This window comes from Bradyrhizobium sp. USDA 3240 (assembly GCF_054063295.1).
The window spans coordinates 4,830,900-4,856,871 of the sequence record NZ_JBSSGD010000002.1; the positions used below are offsets into that span (position 1 = coordinate 4,830,900).

A 25,972-nucleotide genomic window follows, 5' to 3' on the forward strand; every position below is an offset into this window, starting at 1 on the left:
AAGTGAGACTAATTTAGCAAGGTCGCGCTCGGCCCGCAAGGTCTTGTCGCAAGCCGGTCACACAAGCCGCAGTCCGAGCCACAGACAAGGGCCGGCGCCAGGGAACATCCAGGGTCAAGCAATGGCAGCCAACACGGCACAGGCCAAAACCCAGTTCGGCTATCGCCGTCATCCCGACCAGGAGCGGTCGGGCGCCAATGTGGCGGAGTACCCAGTCGTGGTGGTCGGCGCCGGGCCGGTGGGGCTGTCGCTCGCGATCGATCTTGCGCAGCGCGGCCAGCGCGTGGTGCTGCTCGACGATGCCGACCGGATCGGCGAGGGCTCGCGCGCGATCTGCTTCTCGAAACGCTCGCTGGAATTCTGGGATCGCCTCGGCGTCGGCGACCGCATGGTCGAGAAGGGCGTGGTGTGGAGCGTGGGCAAGATCTTCCACGGCGCCTCGCAGCTCTACCAGTTCAATTTGCTGCCCGAGGAGGGCCACAAGCGGCCCGCCTTCATCAATTTGCAGCAGTTTTACGCCGAGGCCTATCTGGTCGACCGGGTCGAGCAGCTGCCTGAAATCGACCTGCGCTGGCGCAACAAGGTGATTGCGCTGGAGAGCCGCAACGATGGCGTCGCGTTGACCATCGCGACGCCTGAGGGCTCCTACCAGGTGCATGCCTCCTTTGTCGTCGCCTGCGACGGCGCCCGTTCCTCGCTGCGGCAGATGGTCGGTGCGGATTTTGCGGGGCAGGTGTTCGAGGACCAGTTCCTGATTGCCGACGTCAAGATGACCGCAGCATTCCCGACCGAACGCTGGTTCTGGTTCGATCCGCCGTTCCACGCCGGACGCTCGGCGCTGCTGCACAAGCAGCCGGACGACATCTGGCGGATCGATCTGCAGCTTAATCCGGATGCCGATCCGGTGGCCGAGAAGCAGCCCGAGAATGTCCGGCCGCGGATCGAGCGCATGCTCGGGCATGACAAGTTCGAGTTCGAATGGATCTCGCTGTACAAGTTCCAGTGCCGCCGGATGGCAAAATTCATCCACGGCCGCGTGATCTTTGCGGGCGATTCCGCGCACCAGGTCTCGCCGTTCGGCGCGCGCGGCGCGAATTCCGGGCTCGAGGACGCCGAGAATCTGGCGTGGAAGCTCGATCGCGTGCTCCGCCGGCTGTCGCCGGAAGGCTTGCTGGAGACCTATCACATCGAGCGCAGTGCGGCGGCGGATGAGAACATCCGCGAGTCCACCCGCTCGACCGATTTCATGGCGCCGGTGACCCGGCAGGAGGCGCGGCTGCGCGAAGCGGTGCTGTCGCTCGCCAAGGACACCGAGTTCGGCAAGCGCATGGTCAATGGCGGCCGGCTATCGGTGCCGTCGGTCTACGACACGCCGCTTTCGAGCGGCGATCGCGACGACTGGCGCGGCGGCCCGCGGCCGGGCGCCTCGATGCTGGATGCGCCGGTGACCGAGCAGGGCGGCGGTTCCAGCTATCTGACCGACGTTTTCATCAGGCAGGGAACGCGTTTCACGCTGCTGGAGTTTGGCAATGGCGCGGCCGTCGATGTGCCTGACGGCGTCGGCACCATCCGCGTCGGCGGCGAGGGCGGCTTGGTCGACGCGCAAGGCCTTGCCGGCAAGCGCTATGATGCCGAGCCCGGCACCGCCTATCTGCTGCGGCCGGATGGCTATGTCGCGGCGCGCTTTCGCAACGCCGCGCGGCCGGCACTCGACGCGGCGCTGGCGCGCGCAGCCGGCCTGAGCTGAGGAGCAGTCATGGCGCTGTCGACCAGTTCGAACTTTGCAAAGCCCGATGACGCCTTCCGCGCCATCGTCGAGGCGCATCGCGGGCTCACCGAGGCGCAGAGCGCCGATCTCGATGCCGCGCTGGTTCTGGTGCTCGCCAACCACATCGGCGATCTCGACGTGCTGCGCGAGGCGATCGCGGTGGCGAAGCGGCGGACGCTGGACGCGGGCCAGCAGCAACAACAGCAACAGCAATAGCACTGATCAAACGGACAGGATTGAACTGATGGCCAAAGGTTTCGCATCGACCACGGATCTCGCGGAGAAGAAGGTCACCTTCTCCGAGATCGGCACCGATCTCTACGCCTTCACCGCCGAGGGCGATCCCAACACCGCCGTCATCGTCGGCGAGGACGGCTGCCTGGTGTTCGACGCCCAGGCGACGCCCGCGATGGCCAACAAAGTGATCGAGCGGGTCAAGACCGTCACCGACAAGCCGATCAAGTACGTCGTCTTGTCGCATTATCACGCGGTCCGCGTGCTCGGCGCCTCCGCCTATCACGCGCAGGGCATCGTCGCCTCGCAGGAGACGTACCGGCTGATCCAGGAGCGCGGCCAGCAGGATTGGGATTCCGAATACGGCCGCTTCCCGCGGCTGTTCCAGGATGCCGCGAGCATTCCCGGACTGACCTGGCCGACGCTGACCTTCGAGGGCGAGATGTCGATCTATCTCGGCAAGCGCGAGGTGCGGCTGATGCAACTCGGCGCCGGCCACACCTCGGGCGACATTGTCGCCTGGGTGCCGGACGCCGAGGTGATGTTCTCCGGCGACCTCATCGAATATCACTCGGCCTGCTATTGCGGCGATGCGCATCTGCGCGAATGGCCGATGACCTTGAACGAGATCCGCGCCTTCAATCCGAAGGCGATCGCGCCGGGCCGCGGCGATGCGCTGAAGGGCCTTGAGACCGGGCGCGATGCCATCGCGATGACCCGCGATTTCGTCACCACGCTCTACGGCGCCGCCGAATCCTCCGTCGCCAAGGGCCGCAGCCTGAAGGAATCAATGGCGGCGACGCGCGAGGTGATGGATCCGAAGTTCTCGAAATTCGCGATCTACGAGCACTGCCTGCCGTTCAACGTTTCGCGTGCCTATGACGAAGCGTCCGGGATCGACGATCCCGTGATCTGGACCGACAAGCGCGACCAGGAAATGTGGGCCGCCCTGCAAGGAGGATAGCGATGAACATCAACACCTCGCCTGATCAGATCGTTCGCAGCTCGGGGCAAGTCACGCCGGGCTACATGTCCGGCTTCGGCAACAGCTTCGAGACCGAGGCGTTGCCCGGCGCGCTGCCGATGGGGCGCAACTCGCCGCAGCGCTGCGCCTATGGGCTCTATGCCGAGCAGTTGTCGGGCTCGCCGTTCACGGCGCCGCGCGGCACCAATGAGCGCTCATGGTTGTATCGCATCCGCCCGTCGGTGCGGCACTCCGGCCGCTTCGCCAAGGCCGATGCCGGGCTGTGGCGCACCGCGCCGTGCCACGAATACGACATGCCGATCGCGCAACTGCGCTGGGACCCGGCGCCGATCCCGAAGCAGGACATGACCTTCCTGCAGGGCGTGCAGACCATGACCACGGCGGGTGATGCCAACACGCAGGCCGGCATGGCCGCGCACATCTACCTCATCACCAAATCGATGGTCGATCAGCATTTCTACAATGCCGATGGCGAGATGATGTTCGTGCTGCAGCAGGGCAATCTGCGCCTCGTCACCGAATTCGGCCGCATCGATGCCGAGCCGGGCGAGATCGTGGTGATCCCGCGCGGCGTCAAATTCCGCGTCGAGATTCCAAACGGCCCGGCGCGCGGCTATCTCTGCGAGAATTACGGCGGCGCCTTCACGCTGCCGGAACGCGGCCCGATCGGCGCCAATTGCCTGGCCAATTCGCGCGACTTCCTGACGCCGGTTGCGAGCTATGAGGACAAGGACACGCCGACCGAGCTCTACGTCAAGTGGGGTGGTTCGCTGTTCAAGACCACGTTGCCGCATTCGCCGATCGACGTCGTCGCCTGGCACGGCAACTACGCGCCCTACAAATACGATCTGCGCACCTTCTCGCCGGTCGGCGCGATCGCGTTCGATCATCCCGATCCGTCGATCTTCACGGTATTGACCTCGCCGTCGGAGACCGCCGGCACCGCGAACATCGACTTCGTGATCTTCCCGGAGCGCTGGATGGTGGCCGACAACACCTTCCGCCCGCCGTGGTACCACATGAACATCATGTCGGAGTTCATGGGGCTGATCTACGGCGTCTACGACGCCAAGCCCCAGGGCTTCGTGCCGGGCGGCATCAGCCTGCACAACATGATGCTGCCGCACGGTCCCGACCGCGAAGCCTTCGAGCACGCGAGCAACAGCGAGCTGAAGCCGGTGAAGCTGACCGGCACGATGGCCTTCATGTTCGAGACCCGCTACCCGCAACGGGTGACGCAGCATGCCGCGACCTCGGCGACGCTGCAGGACGATTACTCGGATTGCTGGAAGGGGTTGGAGAAGAAGTTCGACCCGACCAAGCCGTAATCTTACCCTCCCCTGGAGGGGGAGGGTCGGTTCGCATGCAGCGAAGCGGAATGCGAAACGGGATGGGGTGATCTCTCAACACGGGCGGTGTGTTCGCGGATAGACCGTCACCCCACCCCGCCGCTCATTTCATTCGCGTCGACCCTCCCCCTCCAGGGGAGGGTGAAGAAGATCAGCTGTTGCGCCAGATTGCATATCGGAACCCCCATGCCCCACCCCAACGACCCAAAACTCCGCTCCTTCATCGACGTCGCGCCGACCTCCGACTTCCCGATCCAGAACCTGCCCTACGGCGTGTTCTCGTCGAAGGACGGCCTTGCGCCGCGTGTCGGCGTTGCGATCGGCGACTATGTGCTCGACCTCTGGGAGCTTGAGCAGGACTCGCGGCTCGATGTCGGGCCGCTCGGCGTGTTCTCGCAGCCCTCGCTCAACGCCTTCATGGCGCTCGGGCCGAAGGTGTGGTCGGCGACGCGGGCGCGGATCAGCGAGCTGTTGCGCGCCGATCATCCGGAGCTGCGCGACAACAGGGAGTTGCGGGCGCGGGCGCTGGTACCGATGGCTGACGTTAGGCTGCACATGCCGTTCGCCGTCTCGGGCTACACCGATTTCTATTCGTCGAAGGAGCACGCCACCAATGTCGGCGTCATGTTCCGCGGAAAGGACAATGCGTTGCAGCCGAACTGGCTGCACATGCCGATCGGCTACAACGGCCGCGCCTCGACCGTGGTGGTTGGCGGCACCAAGGTGCGACGGCCGCGCGGCCAGCTGAAGCCGCCGACTGCGGAGGTGCCGAGCTTCGGCGCCTGCAAGCGGCTCGACTTCGAGCTCGAGATGGGCGTGGTGGTCGGTCAGGCGTCAGCGATGGGCGAGATGCTGACCGAGAAGCAGGCCGAAGAGATGATCTTCGGCTTCGTCATCCTCAACGACTGGAGCGCGCGCGACATCCAGCAATGGGAGTATGTGCCGCTCGGGCCGTTCCAGGCCAAGGCGTTCGCGACCTCGATCAGCCCGTGGGTGGTGACGCGCGAGGCGCTGGAGCCGTTCCGCATGCAGGGCCCGGAGCAGCAGCCGGAGCCGCTGGCCTATCTGAAGCAGACCCAGCCGAACAATTACGACATGCAGCTCGACGTGAGCTTGCGCGCCGGTGCGATGAACGAAGCCAAGACGATCTGCAGCACCAACTTCAAATACATGTACTGGTCGTCGGTACAGCAGTTGGTGCACCACGCCTCCAGCGGCTGCGCGATGAATGTCGGCGATCTCTTAGGCAGCGGCACGATCTCCGGTCCCGAAAAGCACCAGCGCGGTAGCCTCCTGGAAATCAGCTGGAACGGTACCGAACCGGTCGAGCTTGCCAGCGGCGTGACGCGCTCGTTCCTCGAAAACGGCGACTCGCTCGTCATGCGCGGCTGGTGCCAGGGCGACGGCTATCGCGTCGGCTTTGGCGAGGTCGAAGGCACCATCGTCGCGGCGGAGTAAGTTGTTTCTCCGTCATTGCGAGGAGCGAAGCGACGACGCAATCCATCTATCCCCGAATGGAGAGGATGGATTGCTTCGCTTCGCTCGCAATGACGAGGAGAGCTCACCGCTCCTCGGGCCTGACATCCCTCAGCCGCGCCGTGTTCGCCGCGCAGTCCTCGAGGCTGTATTTCAGATGCATCCGCTTGTCCGACGGCGGCTGGTTCACGGTGCAGACGCCGGGGCGCCACGGCTTGGCCGGGCGGATCGGCCGCGGCGCAAAACCGCCGCCGCAGTTCGGGCAGACATTGCCGAGCTTGGTCTCCGCACAATCCGCACAGAACGTGCATTCGTACGAACAGATCCGCGCCTCCAGCGCGCTCGGTGGCAGGTCCTTGTCGCAATACTCGCAGTTCGGTCGCAGCTGCAGCGCCATGGTCGCCTCTCTAGCTGGATGTTGGAGGAATGATCGCAGGTCGTGTCGCCGAAGCGAATGACGGAATTCCCTCGATTTGAGCCATCACGCCTGTAGCGACTTCAACGGCAGCTTGGTGCTCTCCTTCAGGCGGTCGAGCACGATCGATGAGCGCACATGCGCCACGCTCTGGTGCGGCATCAGCACGTTGTTGACGATGTCGGACAGGCTCTTGAGGTCGCGCAGCATCACCTTCAGCACGTAATCGGCGTCGCCGGTCAGCGCATAGGCTTCCTGGATGTCATCGACGCGGTTGACCAATTCCCGAAACCGCTTGGCGTTGTCGGGTGAATGGGTCGCGAGCGTGATGTGGATGAACGCGATCAGGCCGAAGCCGAGCGCCTCGCCGGCGAGATCGGCGTGGTAGCCCGCGATCACCTTCTCCTCCTCCAGCCGCATCCGCCGCCGCGAGCATTGCGAGGCGGAGAGCCCGACCAGGTCGGCGAGCTGCTGGTTGGTCAGCCGGCCGTCGTCCTGCAGCGCGGCGAGCATTTTGAGGTCGAAGGCATCGACGTCTGGCATGCGCAGATGGTCCATTTCATGCACGGATCGTGCGCGATTCTAGCAAATCAGGGGCTATTTTGCACGCACGTTGCGCAGAAGGTGACGGAAACTGATCTTGAGACAAATCAGGGAGTTACCGTCATGGGTCCGTTTCCGCACGATGCACCGCCGGCCGAAATCAGCACTGAGAACCCGATGGGCACCGACGGCTTCGAGTTCGTCGAATATGCCCACCCCAACCCCGGCGAGCTGCATGCCCTGTTCAAGCTGATGGGCTTTGTCGCGGTCGCCTGCCACAAGACCAAGAAGATCACGGTCTATCGCCAGGGCGACATCAACTATCTCGTCAACGAGGAGCCAGGCACTCACGGCTTCAACTTCGTCGCCGCGCACGGCCCTTGCGCGCCGTCGATGGCGTTCCGTGTGGTCGATGCGAAGCATGCCTATGAGCGCGCGATCGCGCTCGGCGCCGAGCCGGCGAATGTGTCGTCCGCGGAGAAGACGCTCGATGTGCCCGCGATCAAGGGCATCGGCGGCAGCCTGCTGTATTTCGTCGATCGCTACGGCGCCAAGGGCTCGGCCTATGATGCGGAGTTCGAGTGGTTAGGAGCAGAGAATCCGCGCCCCGCAGGCTCGGGCCTCTATTACGTCGATCACCTCACCCACAACGTCCATCGCGGCCGCATGGATGTCTGGACCGGCTTCTATGCCAAGCTGTTCAACTTCCGCCAGATCCGCTTCTTCGACATCGAGGGCCGCGCGTCCGGCCTGTTCTCCCGCGCGTTGACCAGCCCTGACGGCAAGATCCGGATTCCGATCAACGAGGATGCCGGCGATTCCGGACAGATCGAGGAATATCTCAACATCTATCGCGGCGAGGGCATCCAGCACATCGCCTGCGGCGCGCGCGATATCCATTCGACGGTCGAGACGCTGCGCGCGGAGGGCCTGCCGTTCATGCCGTCGCCGCCCGAGACCTATTTCGAACGGATCGACGCCCGCCTGCCGCAGCATGGCGAGGACACCGCGCGGCTCAAGACCAACGGCATCCTGATCGACGGCGAAGGCGTGGTCGATGGCGGCCAGACCAAGGTGCTGCTGCAGATCTTCTCAGCGAACGCGATCGGGCCGATCTTCTTCGAATTCATCCAGCGCAAGGGCGACGACGGTTTCGGCGAAGGCAACTTCAAGGCGCTGTTCGAATCGATCGAGGAAGACCAGATCCGCCGCGGCGTGCTGAAGGTCGATCACGCGGCCTAACGGCTGAGTGGCGACCGCGGCGCATTATGTCGTCATTGCGAGCGAAGCGAAGCAATCCATCTCACCGCTCGTGGAGATATGGATTGCTTCGTCGCTTCGCTCCTCGCAATGACGGCGGAGTTACTTTCCCGCCTTCCACGCGCTGGTCACGTCACCGATGCTCGCCAACTCCGGCTCGCGGATCGCGGACGGCGTGCGCGAGAAGCGCGGCGCGGGGGCGGGCTGGGTGACGCCGTGGCGCTCGACGAACACCTGGCGCGCCGCCATGTGCGGATGCTTCGGAGCCTCTTCCATGGTCAGGATCGGGGCGAAACAGATGTCGGTGCCTTCCATGATTGTGCACCAGTCCGCGCGCGACTTGTTCTTGAACACCTTCTCCAGCTTCGCCTTCAGCGCCGGCCAGGCCTTGCGGTCCATCTGGGCGTCGAAGTCGGCGTCGGTCAGGTCGGCATGCTTGCGCAGCAGCGCATAGAACTGCGGCTCGATCGAGCCGATCGAGATGAAGTTGCCGCAGGAGCATTCGTAGACGCCGTAGAAATGCGCGCCGCCGTCCAGGAAGTTCTGGTCGCGGCCGCCGCTCCAGCGGCCCTGTGCCGCCATGTCGTAGAACATCGACATCAGCGAGGCCGCGCCGTCGCACATCGCGGTATCGACCACCTGGCCCTTGCCGGACTTCTGCGCTTCCAGCAGCGCAGCGAGCACGCCGACCACGAGATAGAGCGCACCGCCGCCGAAATCGCCGACCAAATTGAGCGGCGGCACCGGCTTCTCCTTGGTGCCGATCGCGGCCAGCGCGCCTGTGATCGAGATGTAGTTGATGTCGTGGCCGGCGGCGTTGGCCAGCGGGCCTTCCTGGCCCCAGCCGGTCATGCGGCCGAAGACCAGCCTCGGATTGCGCGCGAGCACGACATCGGGACCGAGGCCGAGGCGCTCCATCACGCCCGGACGAAAACCTTCGATCAGTGCGTCGGCATGGCTGAGCAGGTCGAGCACTTCAGCGATCGCCGCCTTGTTCTTCAGGTCGAGCTCGATGACCTTGCGGCCGCGGGTCGCCACCGCCTTCAAATTCTTGCCCGCGCCGACCCGATCGAGGGTGATGACCTCGGCGCCCATGTCGGCGAGCAGCATGCAGGCGAACGGGCCGGGGCCGATGCCGGCGAATTCGACGATGCGGAAGCCGGCGAGCGGGCCCGAGGTGCGGGCAGCGGTTTGGGAGGCGGGTTTATCGAGCACGTTGTTATCCGTTCGTTGTGGGCGTTAAGCGGCTGAGGTGTCTGCGGCTGGCTTGGTGCCGAATGTCCTGCGTTCTCCCAGCCGTCCGTGGGACGGTATTTTTAATTAGCTGATTAGCTAAATTGTCTCGCCGAACGCGCGATGAGGCAAGCGTCTTTTGCCCCGTAGCGCCGGTAAAACGAGGCGCCGGTCAAACGCGAACGGCGCGCATCGCTGCGCGCCGCCGCTCGACTTGTGTTTAGGCGCTATCAGCCGGCGGCAGTCACCGCCCGCTGTCCCATCACCTTGATCAGGTTGGCGCGATAGTCCGCCGAGCCGTGGATGTCGGCGAGCAGGCCGCTCGCCGGAATCGTCACGCTGTCGAGCGCCGAGGCCGCCCAGTTCGCCTTCAACGCCTGCTCGATCGGCCCCACCCGCATGACGCCGCTTTGCGACGCACCGGTCGCGGTGACGCGGACGTCACCCGACTTGGTCTTGGCGACGAACACGCCGGTCAGGGCGAAGCGCGACGCCGGGTTCGGAAACTTGGCGTAGCCCGCCTTGGCCGGGACCGGGAACGACACCGCGGTGATCATCTCACCATCCTCGAGCGCCGTCGTGAACAGGCCCTTGAAGTAGTCCTCCGCCGCGATCGAGCGCTTGTTGGTCTTGACCGTCGCGCCGAGCGCCAGTACCGCCGCCGGATAATCCGCCGCCGGGTCGTTGTTGGCGAGCGAGCCGCCGATCGTGCCGCGATGACGCACGGCGGGGTCGCCGATCATCGACGCCAGATGGGCAAGCGCCGGGATCGCCTTCTGCACGGCGTCGCTTTGCGCGACGTCGTAATGCGTGGTCGCGGCCTTGATGGTCACGGTGTCACCGGACACGTCGATGCCGATCATGTCCTTGATCTTGGCGACGTCGATCACATCGGACGGCGAAGCAAGTCGCTGCTTCATCACGGGGAGCAAGGTCTGTCCGCCGGACAGGAACTTGGACTCCGTGCCCTTGGCGAACTGCGCCACGGCATCGTCGATCGAGGAAGCGCGGTGATAATTGGTCTCGTACATGGCTCTTCCTCCCTCAACCGTGAATGGCGTGCCAGACGCGATCGGGCGTCGCCGGCATTTCCAACTTGTTGTTGCCGATCGCGTCCGTGATCGCGTTGATCACGGCAGCAGAGGCGCCGATCGCGCCGGCTTCGCCGCAGCCCTTGACGCCGAGCGGGTTGCCCGGACACAGCGTCGTGGTGTGGGAGAGCTGGAACGACGGCAGGTCGTCGGCACGCGGCATGGTGTAGTCCATGAAGGACGCGGTCACGAGCTGACCGGTGTCATCATAGACCGCGCCTTCGAGCAGCGCCTGGCCGATGCCCTGCGCCAAGCCGCCATGGACCTGGCCCTCGACGATCATCGGGTTGATCAGCCGGCCGAAATCGTCCGCCGCCACGAAGTCGACGAAGGTGGTCTTGCCGGTGCCCGGATCGACCTCGAGCTCGCAGATATAGGCGCCGGCCGGGAAGGTGAAGTTGGTCGGGTCGTAGAACGCCGTCTCCTTCAGGCCGGGCTCCATGCCGTCGGGCAGATTGTGCGCGGTGTAGGCGGCGAGCGCGACCATCGGCAGCGCGATCGCCTTGTCGGTGCCGGTGACCTTGAACTCGCCGTTCTCGATCACGATGTCGCTCTCGGACGCCTCGAGCGCGTGCGCCGCGATCTTCTTGGCCTTGGCTTCCACCTTCTCCATCGCCTTCACGATCGCCGCACCGCCGACCGCGATCGAGCGCGAGCCGTAGGTGCCCATGCCGAACTGCACTTTGTCAGTGTCGCCATGGACGATCGAGACCTGGCTGATCGGCACGCCGAGCCGCTCGGCGATGATCTGGCAGAACGTCGTTTCGTGGCCCTGGCCGTGGCTGTGCGAGCCGGTGAGCACCTCGATGGTGCCGACCGGATTGACGCGGATCTCGGCCGATTCCCACAGGCCGACGCCGGCCCCTAAGCTGCCGACCGCCTTCGACGGTGCGATGCCGCAGGCCTCGATGTAGCAGGAGACGCCGATGCCGCGCAGCTGGCCATCGGCTTTCGCCTTGGCCTTGCGGGCCGGGAAGCCGGCATAGTCGATCGCCTTCATCGCCGCATCGATCGAGGCGTGGAAGTCGCCGATGTCATACGCCATGATCACAGGCGTCTGATACGGGAACGCGTTGATGAAGTTCTTCTTGCGCAGCTCGGTCGGATCGACCTTCAATTGCCGCGCCGCGGTCTCCATCATGCGCTCGAGCAGATAGCTCGCCTCGGGACGGCCGGCGCCGCGATAGGCGTCGACCGGCGTGGTGTTGGTGTAAACGCCGATCACCTCGGCGTAGATCGCCGGGATCACATACTGGCCCGACAGTAGCGTCGCATAGAGATAGGTCGGCACCGCCGAGGAGAACAGCGACATGTAGGCGCCGAAATTGGCGTGGGTCTTCACCCGCAGGCCAAGGATCTTGTTGTCCTTGTCGAACGCCATCTCCGCCTTCGAAACATGGTCGCGGCCATGTGCGTCGGTGAGGAAGGCCTCCGAACGGTCGCCGGTCCACTTCACGGGGCGGTTGACCTTCTTCGAGGCCCACAGCGCCACCATCTCTTCCGGATAGATGTAGATCTTGGAGCCGAAGCCGCCGCCGACGTCGGGTGCGATGACGCGCAGCTTGTGCTCGGGCGCGATGTTGTAGAACGCCGACAGCACGAGGCGGGCGACGTGCGGGTTCTGCGAGGTGGTGTAGAGCGTGTAGTGCTCTTCGGCCTGGTCGTATTGCGCGACCGCCGCGCGCGGCTCCATCGCGTTCGGCACCAGGCGGTTGTTGGTGAGCTCGAGCGTCACCACGTTGGCGGCCTTGCTGAAGGCGTCGCCGACCGCGGCTTCGTCGCCGATATGCCAGTCATAGACGATGTTGCCGGGGGCTTCGGGATGCAGTTGCGGTGCGCCCGACTTGATCGCGGCCCTGACGTCGGCCACCGCGGGAAGTTCTTCGTAGTCGACGACGACGGCTTCCGCCGCGTCCTTGGCCAGGTTCTTGGTCTCGGCGATCACGACTGCGACGGCCTGTCCGACGAAGCGCACGGTCTCCGGCGCCATCGCCGGCCACGCGCCCATTTTCATCGGCGAGCCGTCTTTCGAGGTGATGGCCCAGCCGCAGATCAGATTGCCGACCTTGTCGTCGACGATCTGCTGTCCGGTCAGCACCGCGATCACGCCGGGCATCTTCATGGCCTCGGTGGAGTTGATGCCCTTGACCTTGGCATGTGCATGCGGGCTGCGGATGAAGTGAGCGTAGCTCATGCCCACCATCTTGACGTCGTCGACGTATTTTCCTTGTCCGGTAATGAACCGGCGATCTTCCTTGCGCACGACGCGTGCGCCAATTCCTTCAACACCCATAGTCTAGTCCTCCCAACGGAGATTCGATTTGCCGCCGTTTCCATCGAGACCGGCGGTGATGAGCTTGATCGTGTGTACTGCGTGGGCCGGCTATTCGGCGGCCTGCGCGACCTTCATGCGGCCGGCTGCATCGAGCACCGCCTTGACGATGTTGTGGTAGCCGGTGCAGCGGCAGATGTTGCCTTCGAGCTCGTGGCGAACCGTTTCCTCGTCGAGCTTGCCGCCATGGCGGTGCACGATATCGACCGCGGACATGATCATGCCGGGGGTGCAATAGCCGCACTGCAGGCCGTGATTGTCGCGGAACGCCGCCTGCATCGGGTGCAACTCGTCGCCCTTGGCGAGGCCTTCGATCGTGGTGACGTTGGAGCCCGCGGCCTGGCCGGCCAGCATGGTGCAGGATTTGACTGCCCGTCCATCGACATGGACGACGCAGGCGCCGCACTGGCTGGTATCGCAGCCGACATGGGTGCCAGTGAGGTTGAGGTTTTCGCGCAAGAGATGCACGAGGAGGGTCCGGTCCTCGACGTCGACCGAAACCGCCCTGCCGTTTACCGTCAGTTTGACTGTAGACACGCGTTTCTCCCAATAGCTTCGTTATGGGCCCAGTAGACCACGCTTCATATGGGACGTAACCGCGATCAAAGTCGTAGGTGCGGCCCTGTCGTGAAGGCGCCGGGCTGTAATTCCGATCCTAGCAGGCAGCCGTTCGAGGGGCAATTTGCAAGCTGCCATGGGCATGCTCCGGCGCGACGAAATCACGCCGCACTGCAAGCGGTTTTCGGCAGGCGGATGGTGCGACGGTGCGCCGAAAATCGCCGCCGCGATTGCTACTACCTTCCGCCTATAACGACGCAATAGCGTTGCTGTCATTTTCAATGGCGACGCAGCGACAGCAGATCGCTGGATCATGAAATTGGGTATCGATCCGCGCGCGCGATGCATCCATCGCGGCAACGAAACCATATTGGAGGAAGCCAATGAAGCTGAGGAGCGGGATTTTCTTTGCCGGTGTATCGCTGGTCGCCATGGCGATGGCAAGCATTGGCGCGTCGAAAGCGAATGATTCCGTCGTGAAGGCGGCGTCCGATCCGAACGGATGGGCGATCGCCGGCCACGACTACGGCAATACGCGCTTCAGCCCCCTGAAGCAGATCAATTCCGAGAACGCGGGCAAGCTGCAGCTGGTCTATTCGCTGTCGCTGGCCTCGCTGCGCTCCAACGAGTCGTCACCGCTGGTGATCGGCAAGACGCTGTATGTGTCGACGTCGTGGGGGCCGAAATACGTCTACGCGGTCGATGCCGCGACCGGCGCGCGCAAATGGACCTGGCAGCCGGACATTCCGGACGACGTGCTTCAATACGCCTGCTGCGACGTCAATAATCGCGGCGTGTCCTATGCCGACGGCAAGATCTTCGTCGGCCGGCTCGACGGCAAGCTGACCGCGCTCGACGCCGAGACCGGCAAGGAGCTTTGGACCTCGACGGTCGTCGACTACAAGCAGGGCTCGGTCATCACCTCGCCACCGCTGATCGTCCGCGACAAGGTGATCACCGGCTTCGGCGGCGGCGAATATGGCGTCCGCGGCTCGTTGCAGGCCTTCTCGCTCAAGGACGGCAAGCTGCTCTGGCAGACCTACACGGTGCCGGCGCCGGGTGAACCCGGCAGCGACACCTGGAAGGGCGACACCGGGCTGCATGGCGGCGGCGCCGCCTGGCTGGTCGGCTCCTACGACGCCAAGTCCGACACCGTCTACTGGGGGACCAGCAATCCGGGACCCTGGAATACCGGCGTGCGCTCCACCGGCGACGGTAATTTCGGCAAGCTGACCAACCTCTACACCGCCTCGACGCTGGCGATCGATCCGAACACCGGCAAGATCAAGTGGCACATCCAGGGCACGCCGGCCGACGCCTGGGATTATGACGGCGTCAACGAGCTGCTGCTCGCCGACCTCAAGATCAAGGGCAGCGAGACGCCGGTCCTGATGAAGGCGGACCGCAACGGCTTCTTCTTCGTGGCCAACCGCGAGACCGGCAAGATGATCTCGGCCGAGAAGTACGTCTTCGCCAACTGGGCCAAGAAGTGGGACATCAACACGATGCGGGCGGAAGAGGATCCGGACAAGCGTCCGGGCCCCGGCCATCCCGCCAAGGACATCTGTCCGAACCTGATCGGCGGCAAGAACTGGCAGCCGATGTCGTTCAACCCGCAGACCGGCCTCGTCTACATCCCGACCAACAATGTCTGCATGGATTGGTCGGTCTCTGACGTGAACTACAAGCGCGGCGTGTTCTACCTCGGCGCTGAATTCCCGACCAAGGAAGGCCCCGGTGGCTTCCTCGGCGAACTCGTGGCCTGGGATCCGGTCGCCAACAAGAAGGTGTGGAGCATCAAGGAAGACCTGCCCTTCAACGGCGGCACGCTGACGACGGGCGGCAATTTGGTGTTTTCGGGCAATCTGCACGGCGATTTCCGCGCCATCGATGCCAAGAACGGCAAGGTGGTGTGGAGCAAGAACCTCGGCAGCGGCATCGGCGCGGGTCCGGTGACCTATTCGGTCGACGGCAAGCAGTATGTTGCGATCGTGGTGGGACGCACCGCGGCGCTGCCGGCCTTCCTCGGCGACATCGGCAAGAAGATGGTCGCCGCGGCGCCCGAAGGCGGTTCGCTGTTCGTGTTCGCCCTGCAGTAAACAATCGTCTAGGAGGCAGCATTGTCCGTGTCCTGCATCGCCCGAAACGAACTGCGCACCCCCTCGCGCACCACGCGGTTGGAACATGCAATCCGGACCGTGCTGCTCTCCGCCTTCCTTATGGTGCCGGCCCTGGCGGCCGGCGCCGAGGAGGCAAAACCGCCGCTGCGGCTCTGCGCCGACCCGACCAACCTGCCGTTCTCGAGCGACCAACCGGGCAAGCCCGGCCTCTATCTCGAGATCGGCCAGGCGGTGGCGCAAAAGCTCGGCCGCACGGTGAGCACCAATTGGTACAAGTCCTATTTCGGCAAGCGCACCGTACGGGAGACGCTGCTCAGCAAGCAGTGCGACGCCATGGTCGGCCTGCCGCTGATCGACGATTTCATGGGCCCTTCGGTGATCTTCTCGAAGCCGATTGCCCATGAAGGTTACGCGCTGGTCGGCGGCAAGGATCGCAAGCTCGCCGGCATCGACGACCTCAAGGGATTGCGGGTTGCGGTGCAGTATCAGTCGACGCCGCAAAATCTGCTGGCGCTGCGTGACGACATCCAGAAGGTCACCGTGCTCAGCCCGGAGGAGGGCATGGCGGCCCTCGAACAGGGCAAGGCGGACATCGCCTTCATCTGGGCGCCGGTGGCGGGCTGGCTCAACAAGACGACCTATGGCGACAAGTACCAGATCGTGTCGACCGAGGGTGACGGCCTGCTCTGGGCGACCGCGATCGGCTTCGCCAAGGCGTCCGGCGCGCTGCGCGATGAAGTCGACGGCGTGCTGCCCTCGCTGGGGCCGGAGATTTCCGCCCTGTTTGCCAAATACGGTGTGCCGGACGGCGCTCCGGTGAAGTTCGGCCAGGCGGATCGGGCGACGACGTCGTCCACTGGCGCGGCCGAGCCGGTGACGGTCGGGCAGGCGGCCGCGACCGAGAAGCCGGTTCAAACAGCTGTGACCACCGGGGATGCCAAGGGCGATGCCACGGCGGGGCGGGAGGTCTTCAACGGCACCTGCGCGCATTGTCATGGCCCGGATGCGGTGCAGGCCGAGCGAAAGATCGATCTCAGGCTGCTGAAGAAGCGCTATGCTGACGACATGGAAACGACATTCTGGAAGACGGTCCATGACGGGCGGCCGGCCAAGGGCATGCCGGCCTGGAAAGACGTCTTCAGCGACGACGAGCTCAGAAACGTATATGCCTATCTGCAGAGTGTGCAGGATAGCGGCGGATCGAACTAGCTGCCGCGATCCGCAATAGAAGCGTTTTCGAGCGAAGTGGACACCGGTTCGCGTGAAGAAAACGCGTCAGAACATGAATCGAGAGCCCCGTTCCGATTTAATCGGAACGGAAAAGGCTCGCGCAGTGCGAGGGTCCTCATGATGGGGTTCCTGATCATCGACGATCACCCCCTGTTTGGGGAGGCGCTTGGCAATGCCATCCGCATCTCGCATCCCGATGCCCGGATCTATGAGGCGACCTCGATCAAGGGCGCGCTTGGCATCCTCGCCAGCGAGCCGAATATCGACCTCGCGCTGCTCGATCTGCTGCTGCCCGACGTCGTCGGCTTCTCCGGCTTCCAGAAGATCAGGGATCGCTATCCGCGGCTGCCGATTGCCATCGTCTCCAGTGAAGAGGACAAGCACACCATCCGCGAGGCGCTGGAAATGGGCGCGGTCGGCTATCTGCCGAAATCGACCTCGCTCGGCGAGTTGTCGCAGGCGATCGCGCGCGTGCTGAGCGGATCGGTCTCGGCGCCGCGGGATTTCGTCGCGGTCGGCGCGCTGGATCAGTCCGAGACCGCGCGGACGCTGCGCGAGCGGATCCAGAAGCTGACGCCGCAGCAAATCCGCGTGCTGCATCTGATCATCCGCGGCTTGCAGAACCGCGAGATCGCCTCCGAGCTCAAGCTCGCGGAATCCACGGTGAAGGCGCATGTCACCGAGATCCTGCGCAAGCTGAAGCTGTTCAGCCGCAACAAGGCGATCATCGAGCTCGGCAAGATTCCGCTTCCCGTCTTTGAAGCCAGCTCGGTTGCGAAGGCAGAGAAGGCGCCCTAGGTTGCTGCGCTGCAAGGCGAGGGCATCCGGGGTGCTACCTATAGGCTGCCGGTCGGCTTTGAGATAATGTCCTGCGCACAATGGCTGTCATGAGCATCCGAGGGAGGACGGCGCAGCATTGACCACGACCGCGCCCCTGGCGGACGAGCCGCCGGTCGATAGAGCGGGTGCGCCTCGACTGCTGATCGTCGAGGATCACCCGCTGTTCCGTGCTGCCCTGATCGGTGTGATCGGGGCCGAGTTTCCCGACGCCGAGGTGCTGCAGGCGACCTCGATCGATGGTGCGCTCGACGTGATCGCCGCGCGCGAGGGCCTCGATCTGATCCTGCTCGATCTGTCGATGCCGGGTACCACGGGTCTGCTCGGCGCCTATCGGGTACGGGCCGCGGCGCCGCGCAGCGCGCTCGTCATCGTGTCGGCGCATGACGATTCCAGGATCATCGGCGGCGCCATCTCGCTCGGGATTTCCGGATTCATTCCGAAGTCGACGCCGAAGCTCGAGCTGGCGCGGCTGCTGCGCGGCATTCTCGAAGGCGAGGTATGCCTGCCGACGCGTTTCCGCGATTCGGCTGCCGCCCGGAAGGGCCAGGCCGACACCAAGCAATTGGTCCAGCAGCTCGGCCAGTTCACCGCGCAGCAGCTACGCGTGCTCGACATGATCTGCCGCGGCCTGCAGAACAAGCACATCGCCTATCAGCTCGACATCTCGGTCACCACCGTCAAGGTGCATGTCTCGGAGATCCTGCGGAAGCTCGGCGTGCGCAGCCGGACCGAGGCCATCATCGCGCTGTCGAAACTGGATTTCGGCAAGCACGACCACGCGCCGGTGACGGCCACGCCGCCCGGTGCGGACTCATAGCCGCGCATTCGACTGCTCGGCCGCCAGCAGGAACGACAGCAGCGAGCGCATCTCGGCCGGCTTGATCGGCTTCTTCAATAGTTCGTGGCCGAAGGCCGAGACGTCGGAAGCGGCCTTGGCCGAGTAGTCGGCGGTCACGATGATCGCCGGAACCTTGGCGTTGATCTCGCCGCGGATCACGTCGACGGCCTGGATGCCGGTCTCGCCATTGTCGAGATGCAGGTCGGCGATGATGGCGTCGGGGATGCCGTCCAGCGCGTGGATGCGCTCGAGCGCTTCCGTCTTGGAGATCGTCACCGCGACGTCGCAGCCCCATTTCTCCAGCAGATGGGCGAGGCCTTCGGCGCTCGACAGGTCGTTCTCGATCAGCAGGATCTTCGCGCCTTCCATGCCGCCATAGCGATAATCGACGCTGGCCTGTTCGCGTACCGGGATCGCAACCGGATCGAGGGTGCGGGGCACGGTGACCGAGAACACCGAGCCCTTGCCGGCGCGCGAACTCAGCCTGATGTCATGGCCGAGCAGGTCGGCAAACCGGCGCACGATCGATAGGCCGAGCCCGATGCCCGCCTTGTCGCCGGCACCGGCGTCGCCACGCTGAAACTCGACGAAGATGGCCTCGCGCTGGGCCTCCGGGATGCCCGGCCCGGTGTCATGCACCTCGATGCAGATGTCGTCGCCCTGGAGGCGGCATCCCATCAGCACGGTGCCGCGCTGGGTGTAGCGCAGCGCATTGGCCACAAGGTTCTGCAGGATCCGGCGCAGCATCAGCGGATCGGAGCGCACCACCGCCGATGACGGCATGATCTTGAAGCCAAGGTTGCGCTTCGCGGCGGTAGCTACAAATTCGTGCTCAAGCGGCTCGAACAGCGAGGCGATCGCGACCGGACCGAATTCGGGCCGGAGCACGCCGGCATCGAGCTTCGAGATGTCGAGCAGCGTCCGCAGCATGTCTTCCAGCGTCGCCAGCGAACGGTCGATCTGGTCAGTCAGCGCGCCGCTCTTGGGTTCGCTGGCCATCTCGGTCAGCGCGGACAGCGTCAGCCGCGCTGCGTTGAGCGGCTGCAACAGGTCGTGCGTCACCGAAACCAGCACCGATGATTTCAGCGAGCTTGCCGCCTCGGCCTGCTGCTTGGCCTGCAGCAGGCGTCCGTTGGTTTTCTCCAGCGATTGTAGCGCCTGCTTGAGCTGCTGGGTGCGGTCGCGCACTTGCTGATCCAGCGCGATGGCTGTTTCGAACAGCGAGAAAGCGTTGAGCTGCTGGTCGGTCGACCGTTCGACGCGCGACATCAGCGCGGCGTTGATCTTGCGCAGCTTCTCGGCTTCGCGTTCGAGGGCCGCAATGCGCGTGGTCTTGCTGTCGGTCATTGCGGCGCGACAGCGCGCTTGCCGATGGCGATGCCGGTCAGCGTCTGGTTGACATGCATGGAGCGATACTGCTCGCCATAGGTCTGAAAGCCAATCACTTTGTTGCGGCGATAGAGCTCCGACATCTCCCGCGACAGCTGGCGCTGCTCGACATCGAGCCGGCGCAGCACGCATTCGAAGCCGATGAACATCGAGACCTCGCCGAGCTCCTCGGTCAGCTCCTTGAGCAGGCGGCTCGTCACGTCGATCGGGTCGCGCTCGCGCGCCACCGTCAGCACCATGCCCTCGTCGATGGCGCAGAAGAATTGCAGCGACCCGTCCGGATTGGTGCGCTGGATCGACCGCGCGTAATAAGCGCCGCCGACACGCACCAGGACCGGATGCGCGGCGAAGGAGAACAGTTCGAGCTTGCTGTCGCTGAGGCCGACGGCGCGGGAATATTCCAGCGCGGCGGGCTCGGCATTCAGTTCCTTGACGATGCGGTGCTCGATGTCGGCCTCGGTCACCACCATCTTGGTCGAGGTCGGCTCGAAATGGTCGCATTTGAAGGTGCGGAACGGCAGCCGGGTCCGGATCAGGATCAGGACGGCGGCGTCGGTATGGGCCTGACCGCCGTGGAAGACCCACGACTTCTCGAAGCGCAGGCCGTCTCCGGCGGAGCCGCCGACCACCGGAATGTCGCCGAGCGATGCATAGATCGCCGACATGATCGTTTCCTCACGCTGGCACATGCCGTCGATGAAGAGCAGCCCAAAGGAATCCTCGGTGTGGTCGCAATGCTCGGTGCGTTGCGCGAATTCGCTTTGCAGCTCGGTGCACATCGAGCGGCCGTGATCGACCCGGAACGTCGCGAGATCGAACAGCGGCCGGGCCGCGATGACGAAATCGGCGGCGATAAAGCCCATCGCGACGACGCTGTCCTCGTCCCAGCCACCGGGCGACAGTTCGCCCGCCGTGGTGCAGCCGAAGATCGGAACGTCGCCCATCTGCCTCGACAGTTCGGCAATGAATTCCTTGGGGTCATAAAACGGCGAGACGAACACCACGAGCATCGCGAGATCGGCCGCCGCCAATTGGCGCGCGATCTCGTCGGCTGCTTGCCGCGGTCCGTCGGTCTTTGCCTGCACCACGACAATGCTGTCGGTGGCGCTGCCGTTCTGCTTCGCCAAAGGCGTTCTCCCTGACCAGAATTTTTTGTTTTTCTTGGCGCGGCCTGTCGTGACAGCACGGGTCGTAAGGGCATACGGGCCATGCCGCGATTTGGTTGCGGTCAGGCCTGCTGGTATCTTCTAGGTCGTGAGGGGAAATGTCATGGGCCGGGCGACTTTGCCGGCAGCTGCGCTCGCCGCAAGCGCCAACGGCGCCGCTCGACGCGATGACATGGGACACCTCCCGATGTGTTTTCCTGGCCCGGGCAGGGACAGGGTTGATCGGTTCTAAAGTATCGGGCCGGACCCGCGCGTCAATCACCTTGCCCACCCCCCGAGCCCGACCAAGGTAGTAGCGCGCCGAATTGGCTGACCCTGTTGCTCATTTACCGGGCCTTATTGATTCTGCCTTAGTTTTGCCCTCCGGGGGCTGGGGCGGGTTGCTGCCGGACCCCGCGTGGTTTTCAGAATGAAGACGGGGGTTGGAATGCCGGGACTCAAGCGATCGCTGTCGATCAGGTTCCCAACCCTCAGATTTCAAGCCAAGATCATGCTCGGCTTTGCCGTCACGCTGGCGCTGTCGGCGGCAACCATGGGCTTTGCCTATATGGGCTTCGAGCGGGTCTCCGCCGGTGTCGGCTCTTACCGCCAGAGCGTCGCGGAAGCTGATCTCGCCCGCAACATCGATCGCGAATTGATCTCCTACCGCTCGCTGGCGCGCTACTACGTCGCCACCGGCAAGGAGGACGACGCCAAGGCCGCGCTCGCCGCCGAGGCCAGCCTGAAGGACGCCATCGTGGCGTCGATGAAGGGCACCACCAATCCGGCCCGGCTCGAGCAGATCACCAAGCTGGAGCGCGAATTCCGTGCCTTCACCAAGATCTTTGCCGAGATCGTCCGCATCAAGGACGACAGCGCGCAGACCGCGCAGAACAGACTGGTCCGCAGTGCGACCTCGATGCGCTACAAGCTCGACGATCTGCCGAGCAATGCCGACGATTCCGAGCTGCAGTCGATTCAGTTCGGCGCCAAGAAGGTTGCCGACCAGCTGCAGTCGATCACCGGCGCCGTCAACACGTTCGTCGTCAACGGCGACAAGACCGTTGCCTCCAGCGCGCTCGCCCGGCTGAAATTCGCCGACAATCTCGTGAAGGGGATCACCTCGAAGAACGAGCGGATCAGCCAGGGCGTGAAAGACATTACGGGGCTGCTTGAAGAATACCGCGAGGCGCTGGCCAAGCTGATCGCGAATGCGAAGTCGATCGACGAATTGATCGTCGAGATGACGGAATCCGCGGCCGCCATCAGCCAGGGTGCGGCGGGGATGAAATCCGATCTGCTCGCCGACCAGAAGCGGCTCGAGACCGAATCGCATTCCATGATCGGTGAAACCGAGCAGCTGATCCTGATGCTTGCCGTCGGCAGCTTGGTGCTCGGGCTGGTGTGGGCATTCCTGCTCGGCAAGGGCATTTCGCGCCCGATCGCGGCGATGTGTGCAGCGATGCGCGAGCTCGCGGCCGGCAATTTCGACGTGGTGCTGCCGGGCCTCGGCCGCCGCGACGAGCTCGGCGAGATGGCCGGTGCTGTCGAAGAGTTCAAGGTCCAGGCGGTCGCCAAGGCCGAGCGCGACGCCGCGACCCAGGAAGCGCAGAACAAGGCGAGCGCCACCGCACGGCGCGCCGAGCTCATTCGCTTCGCCGACGAATTCGAATCCGCTGTCGGCTCGATTGTCTCCAATGTGTCGGCTTCCGCCGTGCAGCTCGAATCCGCGGCCGGTACGCTGACCCGCACTGCGGAGACCACGCAGAACCTGTCGAGCCAGGTCGCCGGCGCCTCCGAAGAGGCCTCCAGCAACATGCAATCGGTCGCCTCCGCGACCGAGGAGCTGTCGGCGTCGGTCGACGAGATCGGCCGTCGCGCCAAGGAATCCAGCCAGATCGCCGATTCCGCCGTACGTCAGGCCGAGCAGACCGACGCCCGGATCGGCAAGCTCTCGCGCGCCGCGCAGGAGATCGGCGACGTGGTCAAGCTGATCACGGCGATCGCCGAGCAGACCAACCTCCTGGCGCTGAACGCCACCATCGAGGCTGCGCGTGCCGGCGACGCGGGCCGCGGCTTCGCGGTGGTCGCCTCCGAGGTGAAGTCGCTGGCGAGCCAGACCGCGAGAGCCACCGACGAGATCTCCACCCACATCTCGGGCATGCAGGCCGCGACGCAGGAATCGGTCGCCGCGATCAAGGAGATCGGCGGCACGATCGGGCAGATCTCCGGGATCGCGACCAACATCGCGAGCTCGGTCGAGCAGCAGAGCGCGGCAACGCAGGAGATTGCACGCAGCGTGCAGAACGTCGCGCAGGGCACCCAGGAAGCCGCCTCCAGTGTCACCCAGGTCAACCGCGGCGCCACCGAGACGGGAGTCGCCTCCGAAGAGGTGCTGAACTCGGCCCGCTCGCTGTCGGTCGAGAGCTCGCGGCTGCGCGAGGAACTCGACCGCTTCATGGCGAACATCCGCGCGGCGTAAGCGGCGCGCGATCTGGCCTATCAACTATCGTCGTTCCGGCGCAGGCCGGGACCCATAACCACGGCTGCATGTTGGCGTACGGATAACTTGCCGCGTGCCCTTTCCAATGGCCGCGGCGTATGGGTCCCGGCCTACGCCGGGACGACAAATCAATTCAGCTCAAATTGCTGTCAGCGAAAGAACGACTTTCCTCGCCTTGCCGCATTGCGGGAACCCTTGCCGGGCTGCGGCGTTGACGTCGCGTGGCGGGCACTCCGTTTGCCGCAATCCTGGGAAAGAGAACCTTGGAACACAGCGTTCCGGGGCTTTTCTCATTGGTCCATCCTGATGACACTGCAACGGACACAATTGAGCTCTGCGACGGCGCACGCGGCGATGGCTCCAGTCACGCCAAATGACGGCCGCATCATCGAGACCTCGATCCCACTTCGGCTCGACAATCTCAGCTGGAGCGGCTTCCACACTCGCGTCGTGGCGGCGCTCGGCATCACCTGGATTCTCGACGGGCTCGAAGTGACGCTGGCGGGTGCGCTGTCGGGCGCGCTGAAGGAGAGCCCGACCATGAGCTTCTCCAACGCCGATGTCGGGCTTGCCAGCAGCGCCTATCTCGCCGGCGCGGTGCTCGGCGCGCTCGGCTTCGGCTGGCTCACCGACCGGATCGGCCGCAAGAAGCTGTTCTTCATCACGCTCGCGCTCTATCTCTCGGCGACGGCTGCGACCGCGCTGTCGTGGAACGTCGCGAGCTACGCGCTGTTTCGCTTTCTCACCGGCGCCGGCATCGGCGGCGAATACACCGCGATCAATTCGACCATCCAGGAGCTGGTGCCTGCGCGCTATCGCGGCTGGACCGATCTCGTCATCAACGGCAGCTTCTGGATCGGCGCCGCGATCGGTGCGGTGAGCGCCATCGTCCTGCTCGATCCTGCGTTGCTTGCGCCTGATCACGGCTGGCGGATCGCCTATTTCACCGGCGCCGTGCTCGGTCTCGTCGTGCTGCTGATGCGGATGTGGATTCCGGAAAGCCCGCGCTGGCTGATGATCCATGGACGCCCCGAAGAGGCCCACAGGATCGTCGCCGAGATCGAGACTTCCCTACTCGGTCACGAGCAGCCGGGCGAGGGTTTCGAGAAGATCAGGCTCCGGATGCGCGATCACACGCCGCTGCGCGAGGTCGCGGTGACGCTGTTCTCCACCTACCGGCAGCGCTCGCTGGTCGGGCTCACGCTGATGGCCGCACAGGCATTCTTCTACAACGCGATCTTCTTCACCTTCGCGCTAATCCTGACCGATTTCTTCGGCATCGCCGCCAGCCACGTCGGCTGGTACATCCTGCCATTCGCCGCCGGCAACTTCCTCGGTCCGCTGCTGCTCGGCCGCCTGTTCGATACGGTTGGCCGCCGCACCATGATTGCGCTGACCTACGGCATTTCGGGCGTGCTGCTGGCGCTATCAGGTTATCTGTTCTCGATCGGCGTGCTCAGCGCGCAGACCCAGACCATCGCCTGGATGGTGATCTTCTTCTTCGCCTCGCCGGCGGCGAGCGCCGCCTATCTCACCGTCAGCGAGACGTTTCCGCTGGAGGTCCGCGCGCTCGCGATCGCTGTCTTCTATGCGGTTGGCACCGGCATCGGTGGCGTGATCGGGCCGGCGCTGTTCGGCGTGCTGATCGATACCGGATCGCGCAACAGCGTGTTCGCCGGCTACCTGCTAGGGTCGGCACTCATGATGGTCGCGGCAGCCGTTGCGTGGCGCTATGCCGTCGCGGCCGAGCGAAAACCGCTCGAATCTGTCGCGCGGCCACTGGCATTTGTGGAGTAGACTATGACGAAGCATGAATTGGCCGAAATGCCTCTGGATGACGACATCACCCCTGACATGACGAGCGGCAGCATGCCGGCGCCGGCATCGCTGATTCCGCCGCTGGATCGCACCGCGGTGCTGCTCGACATCGACGGCACTCTGCTCGATTTCGCGCCGACGCCGCGCGAGGTCTGGGTGCCGCTGGAGCTCGCGACCACGCTGAAGCAATTGCATGATCGCACGGGCGGCGCGCTGGCGCTGGTCAGCGGCCGCTCGCTCAACGACATCGATCTGATCTTCGCGCCGGAGCAGTTTCCCGCGGTCGGCGGCCATGGCGCCGAGATGCGGCTGCAGCCGGACAGCGAGGCGGTCGCCGCGCACGCGCCGCCACTGGACAAGGAATTGAAGCGCCGGCTCGCCGCGATCGCCAAGCTCAGCCCCGGCATTCTGCTCGAGGACAAAGGCTATTCGCTGGCGCTGCATTATCGGCTGGCGCCGCACGCGGAGAGGGCGATCTATGAAGCGGTGTCGCTGATCCGCGCCGAGCTGCCGAATGCGCCGATCGAGGTGTTGCCGGGCAAGAGCGTCTGCGAGATCAAGCATTCCGGCTTCACCAAGGCGACCGGCGTGCTCGAGCTGATGACGCATGAGCCCTTCAAGGGACGCCGCCCGTTCTTCATCGGCGACGACGTTACCGACGAGACCGTGTTTGCGATCATGCCCGATTTCAACGGCCTCGCATTCTCCGTCGGACGTCGTGCGACCGGCGTCGCCGGACATTTCGACGCGCCGAGCGACGTGCGCGCGTTTCTCGCGCAACTGCTCGACGATGATAGGGATGTCAGGCTGTCCTAACAGAGTCACATTCATCGCAGCCGAGTCGA

At 64.6% G+C, this 25,972-nt stretch carries 22 protein-coding genes; 13 read left to right on the forward strand and 9 right to left on the reverse strand.

The window, feature by feature from the left end:
* The first annotated feature begins 121 nt into the window (after window positions 1–121).
* From ACVIGA_RS23565 to fahA, 5 genes are all read left to right on the forward strand, one after another.
* Window positions 122–1,747: an FAD-dependent oxidoreductase gene (locus ACVIGA_RS23565; RefSeq protein WP_456668162.1), complete on the forward strand. Its 1,626-nt coding sequence runs from the start codon at window positions 122–124 to the stop codon at window positions 1,745–1,747.
* Window positions 1,748–1,756: 9 nt separating this feature from the next.
* Window positions 1,757–1,984 (forward strand): DUF2783 domain-containing protein, encoded by a 228-nt coding sequence (locus ACVIGA_RS23570; protein WP_456668163.1) that lies wholly within the window; start codon window positions 1,757–1,759, stop codon window positions 1,982–1,984.
* A 28-nt stretch (window positions 1,985–2,012) separates the two neighbouring features.
* The gene (locus ACVIGA_RS23575) at window positions 2,013–2,966 is read left to right on the forward strand and encodes an MBL fold metallo-hydrolase (RefSeq protein WP_097675815.1); all 954 of its coding nucleotides are present in this window, start codon (window positions 2,013–2,015) and stop codon (window positions 2,964–2,966) included.
* Between the two features lie 2 nt (window positions 2,967–2,968).
* Window positions 2,969–4,315, forward strand: coding sequence for a homogentisate 1,2-dioxygenase (hmgA, locus tag ACVIGA_RS23580; RefSeq protein ID WP_456668164.1), 1,347 nt, complete (start codon window positions 2,969–2,971; stop codon window positions 4,313–4,315).
* Window positions 4,316–4,522: 207 nt separating this feature from the next.
* Window positions 4,523–5,794 (forward strand): fumarylacetoacetase, encoded by a 1,272-nt coding sequence (gene fahA, locus ACVIGA_RS23585; protein WP_456668165.1) that lies wholly within the window; start codon window positions 4,523–4,525, stop codon window positions 5,792–5,794.
* Window positions 5,795–5,897: 103 nt separating this feature from the next.
* Here the strand turns inward: fahA and ACVIGA_RS23590 are convergent, their stop codons facing one another.
* The gene (locus ACVIGA_RS23590) at window positions 5,898–6,209 is read right to left on the reverse strand and encodes a DUF1272 domain-containing protein (protein WP_456668166.1); all 312 of its coding nucleotides are present in this window, start codon (window positions 6,207–6,209) and stop codon (window positions 5,898–5,900) included.
* An 84-nt stretch (window positions 6,210–6,293) separates the two neighbouring features.
* Entirely contained in the window at window positions 6,294–6,770 is a 477-nt protein-coding gene (locus ACVIGA_RS23595) for an Lrp/AsnC family transcriptional regulator (protein WP_456668167.1), read from the reverse strand.
* 123 nt (window positions 6,771–6,893) lie between these two features.
* Here ACVIGA_RS23595 and hppD point away from each other — a divergent pair, with 123 nt between their 5' ends.
* Window positions 6,894–8,012: a 4-hydroxyphenylpyruvate dioxygenase gene (hppD, locus tag ACVIGA_RS23600; protein WP_456668168.1), complete on the forward strand. Its 1,119-nt coding sequence runs from the start codon at window positions 6,894–6,896 to the stop codon at window positions 8,010–8,012.
* 120 nt (window positions 8,013–8,132) lie between these two features.
* On the opposite strand, the gene ACVIGA_RS23605 is transcribed toward hppD, so the two are convergent.
* The 5 genes from ACVIGA_RS23605 to ACVIGA_RS23625 all read right to left on the reverse strand — a co-directional run bounded on the left by ACVIGA_RS23605 (window position 8,133) and on the right by ACVIGA_RS23625 (window position 13,692).
* Window positions 8,133–9,245 carry a CaiB/BaiF CoA transferase family protein gene (locus ACVIGA_RS23605; RefSeq protein ID WP_375778104.1) on the reverse strand — a complete coding sequence of 371 codons (1,113 nt, stop codon included), beginning with the start codon at window positions 9,243–9,245 and terminating at the stop codon, window positions 8,133–8,135.
* Window positions 9,246–9,493: 248 nt separating this feature from the next.
* On the reverse strand, window positions 9,494–10,294 hold the full coding sequence (locus tag ACVIGA_RS23610; RefSeq protein WP_456668169.1) for an FAD binding domain-containing protein: 801 nt from the start codon (window positions 10,292–10,294) through the stop codon (window positions 9,494–9,496).
* A 13-nt stretch (window positions 10,295–10,307) separates the two neighbouring features.
* Window positions 10,308–12,647 carry a xanthine dehydrogenase family protein molybdopterin-binding subunit gene (locus ACVIGA_RS23615; protein ID WP_456668170.1) on the reverse strand — a complete coding sequence of 780 codons (2,340 nt, stop codon included), beginning with the start codon at window positions 12,645–12,647 and terminating at the stop codon, window positions 10,308–10,310.
* 90 nt (window positions 12,648–12,737) lie between these two features.
* Window positions 12,738–13,223, reverse strand: coding sequence for a (2Fe-2S)-binding protein (locus ACVIGA_RS23620; RefSeq protein ID WP_097675807.1), 486 nt, complete (start codon window positions 13,221–13,223; stop codon window positions 12,738–12,740).
* Window positions 13,224–13,491: 268 nt separating this feature from the next.
* On the reverse strand, window positions 13,492–13,692 hold the full coding sequence (locus ACVIGA_RS23625; RefSeq protein ID WP_456668171.1) for a hypothetical protein: 201 nt from the start codon (window positions 13,690–13,692) through the stop codon (window positions 13,492–13,494).
* Here ACVIGA_RS23625 and ACVIGA_RS23630 point away from each other — a divergent pair.
* The 4 genes from ACVIGA_RS23630 to ACVIGA_RS23645 all read left to right on the forward strand — a co-directional run bounded on the left by ACVIGA_RS23630 (window position 13,676) and on the right by ACVIGA_RS23645 (window position 18,251).
* Window positions 13,676–15,343 carry a PQQ-dependent dehydrogenase, methanol/ethanol family gene (locus tag ACVIGA_RS23630; protein ID WP_456668172.1) on the forward strand — a complete coding sequence of 556 codons (1,668 nt, stop codon included), beginning with the start codon at window positions 13,676–13,678 and terminating at the stop codon, window positions 15,341–15,343. The two genes, ACVIGA_RS23625 and ACVIGA_RS23630, sit on opposite strands and share 17 nt — an antisense overlap.
* 27 nt (window positions 15,344–15,370) lie before the next feature.
* A complete protein-coding gene (locus ACVIGA_RS23635; protein ID WP_456670872.1) occupies window positions 15,371–16,573 on the forward strand; it encodes a c-type cytochrome in 1,203 nt (400 codons plus the stop codon).
* Between the two features lie 138 nt (window positions 16,574–16,711).
* A complete protein-coding gene (locus ACVIGA_RS23640; protein ID WP_456668173.1) occupies window positions 16,712–17,392 on the forward strand; it encodes a response regulator in 681 nt (226 codons plus the stop codon).
* A 118-nt stretch (window positions 17,393–17,510) separates the two neighbouring features.
* A complete protein-coding gene (locus ACVIGA_RS23645; RefSeq protein WP_456668174.1) occupies window positions 17,511–18,251 on the forward strand; it encodes a LuxR C-terminal-related transcriptional regulator in 741 nt (246 codons plus the stop codon).
* Here the strand turns inward: ACVIGA_RS23645 and ACVIGA_RS23650 are convergent.
* Window positions 18,246–19,619 carry an ATP-binding response regulator gene (locus ACVIGA_RS23650; protein WP_375778109.1) on the reverse strand — a complete coding sequence of 458 codons (1,374 nt, stop codon included), beginning with the start codon at window positions 19,617–19,619 and terminating at the stop codon, window positions 18,246–18,248. The two genes, ACVIGA_RS23645 and ACVIGA_RS23650, sit on opposite strands and share 6 nt — an antisense overlap.
* Complete coding sequence (locus ACVIGA_RS23655) at window positions 19,616–20,788, reverse strand: FIST N-terminal domain-containing protein (RefSeq protein WP_456668175.1); 1,173 nt, start codon at window positions 20,786–20,788, stop codon at window positions 19,616–19,618. Before ACVIGA_RS23655 ends, ACVIGA_RS23650 begins: the two co-directional genes overlap by 4 nt.
* A 466-nt stretch (window positions 20,789–21,254) precedes the next feature.
* On the opposite strand from ACVIGA_RS23655, the gene ACVIGA_RS23660 reads away from it, so the two are divergent.
* The 3 genes from ACVIGA_RS23660 (at window position 21,255) to otsB (ending at window position 25,943) form a co-directional block, all read left to right on the forward strand.
* Entirely contained in the window at window positions 21,255–23,288 is a 2,034-nt protein-coding gene (locus tag ACVIGA_RS23660; protein ID WP_456668176.1) for a methyl-accepting chemotaxis protein, read from the forward strand.
* Between the two features lie 375 nt (window positions 23,289–23,663).
* Window positions 23,664–25,106, forward strand: a complete 1,443-nt coding sequence (locus ACVIGA_RS23665) for an MFS transporter (RefSeq protein ID WP_456668177.1) — start codon at window positions 23,664–23,666, stop codon at window positions 25,104–25,106.
* Between the two features lie 3 nt (window positions 25,107–25,109).
* Window positions 25,110–25,943: a trehalose-phosphatase gene (gene otsB, locus ACVIGA_RS23670; protein ID WP_456668178.1), complete on the forward strand. Its 834-nt coding sequence runs from the start codon at window positions 25,110–25,112 to the stop codon at window positions 25,941–25,943.
* Window positions 25,944–25,972 lie beyond the last annotated feature (29 nt).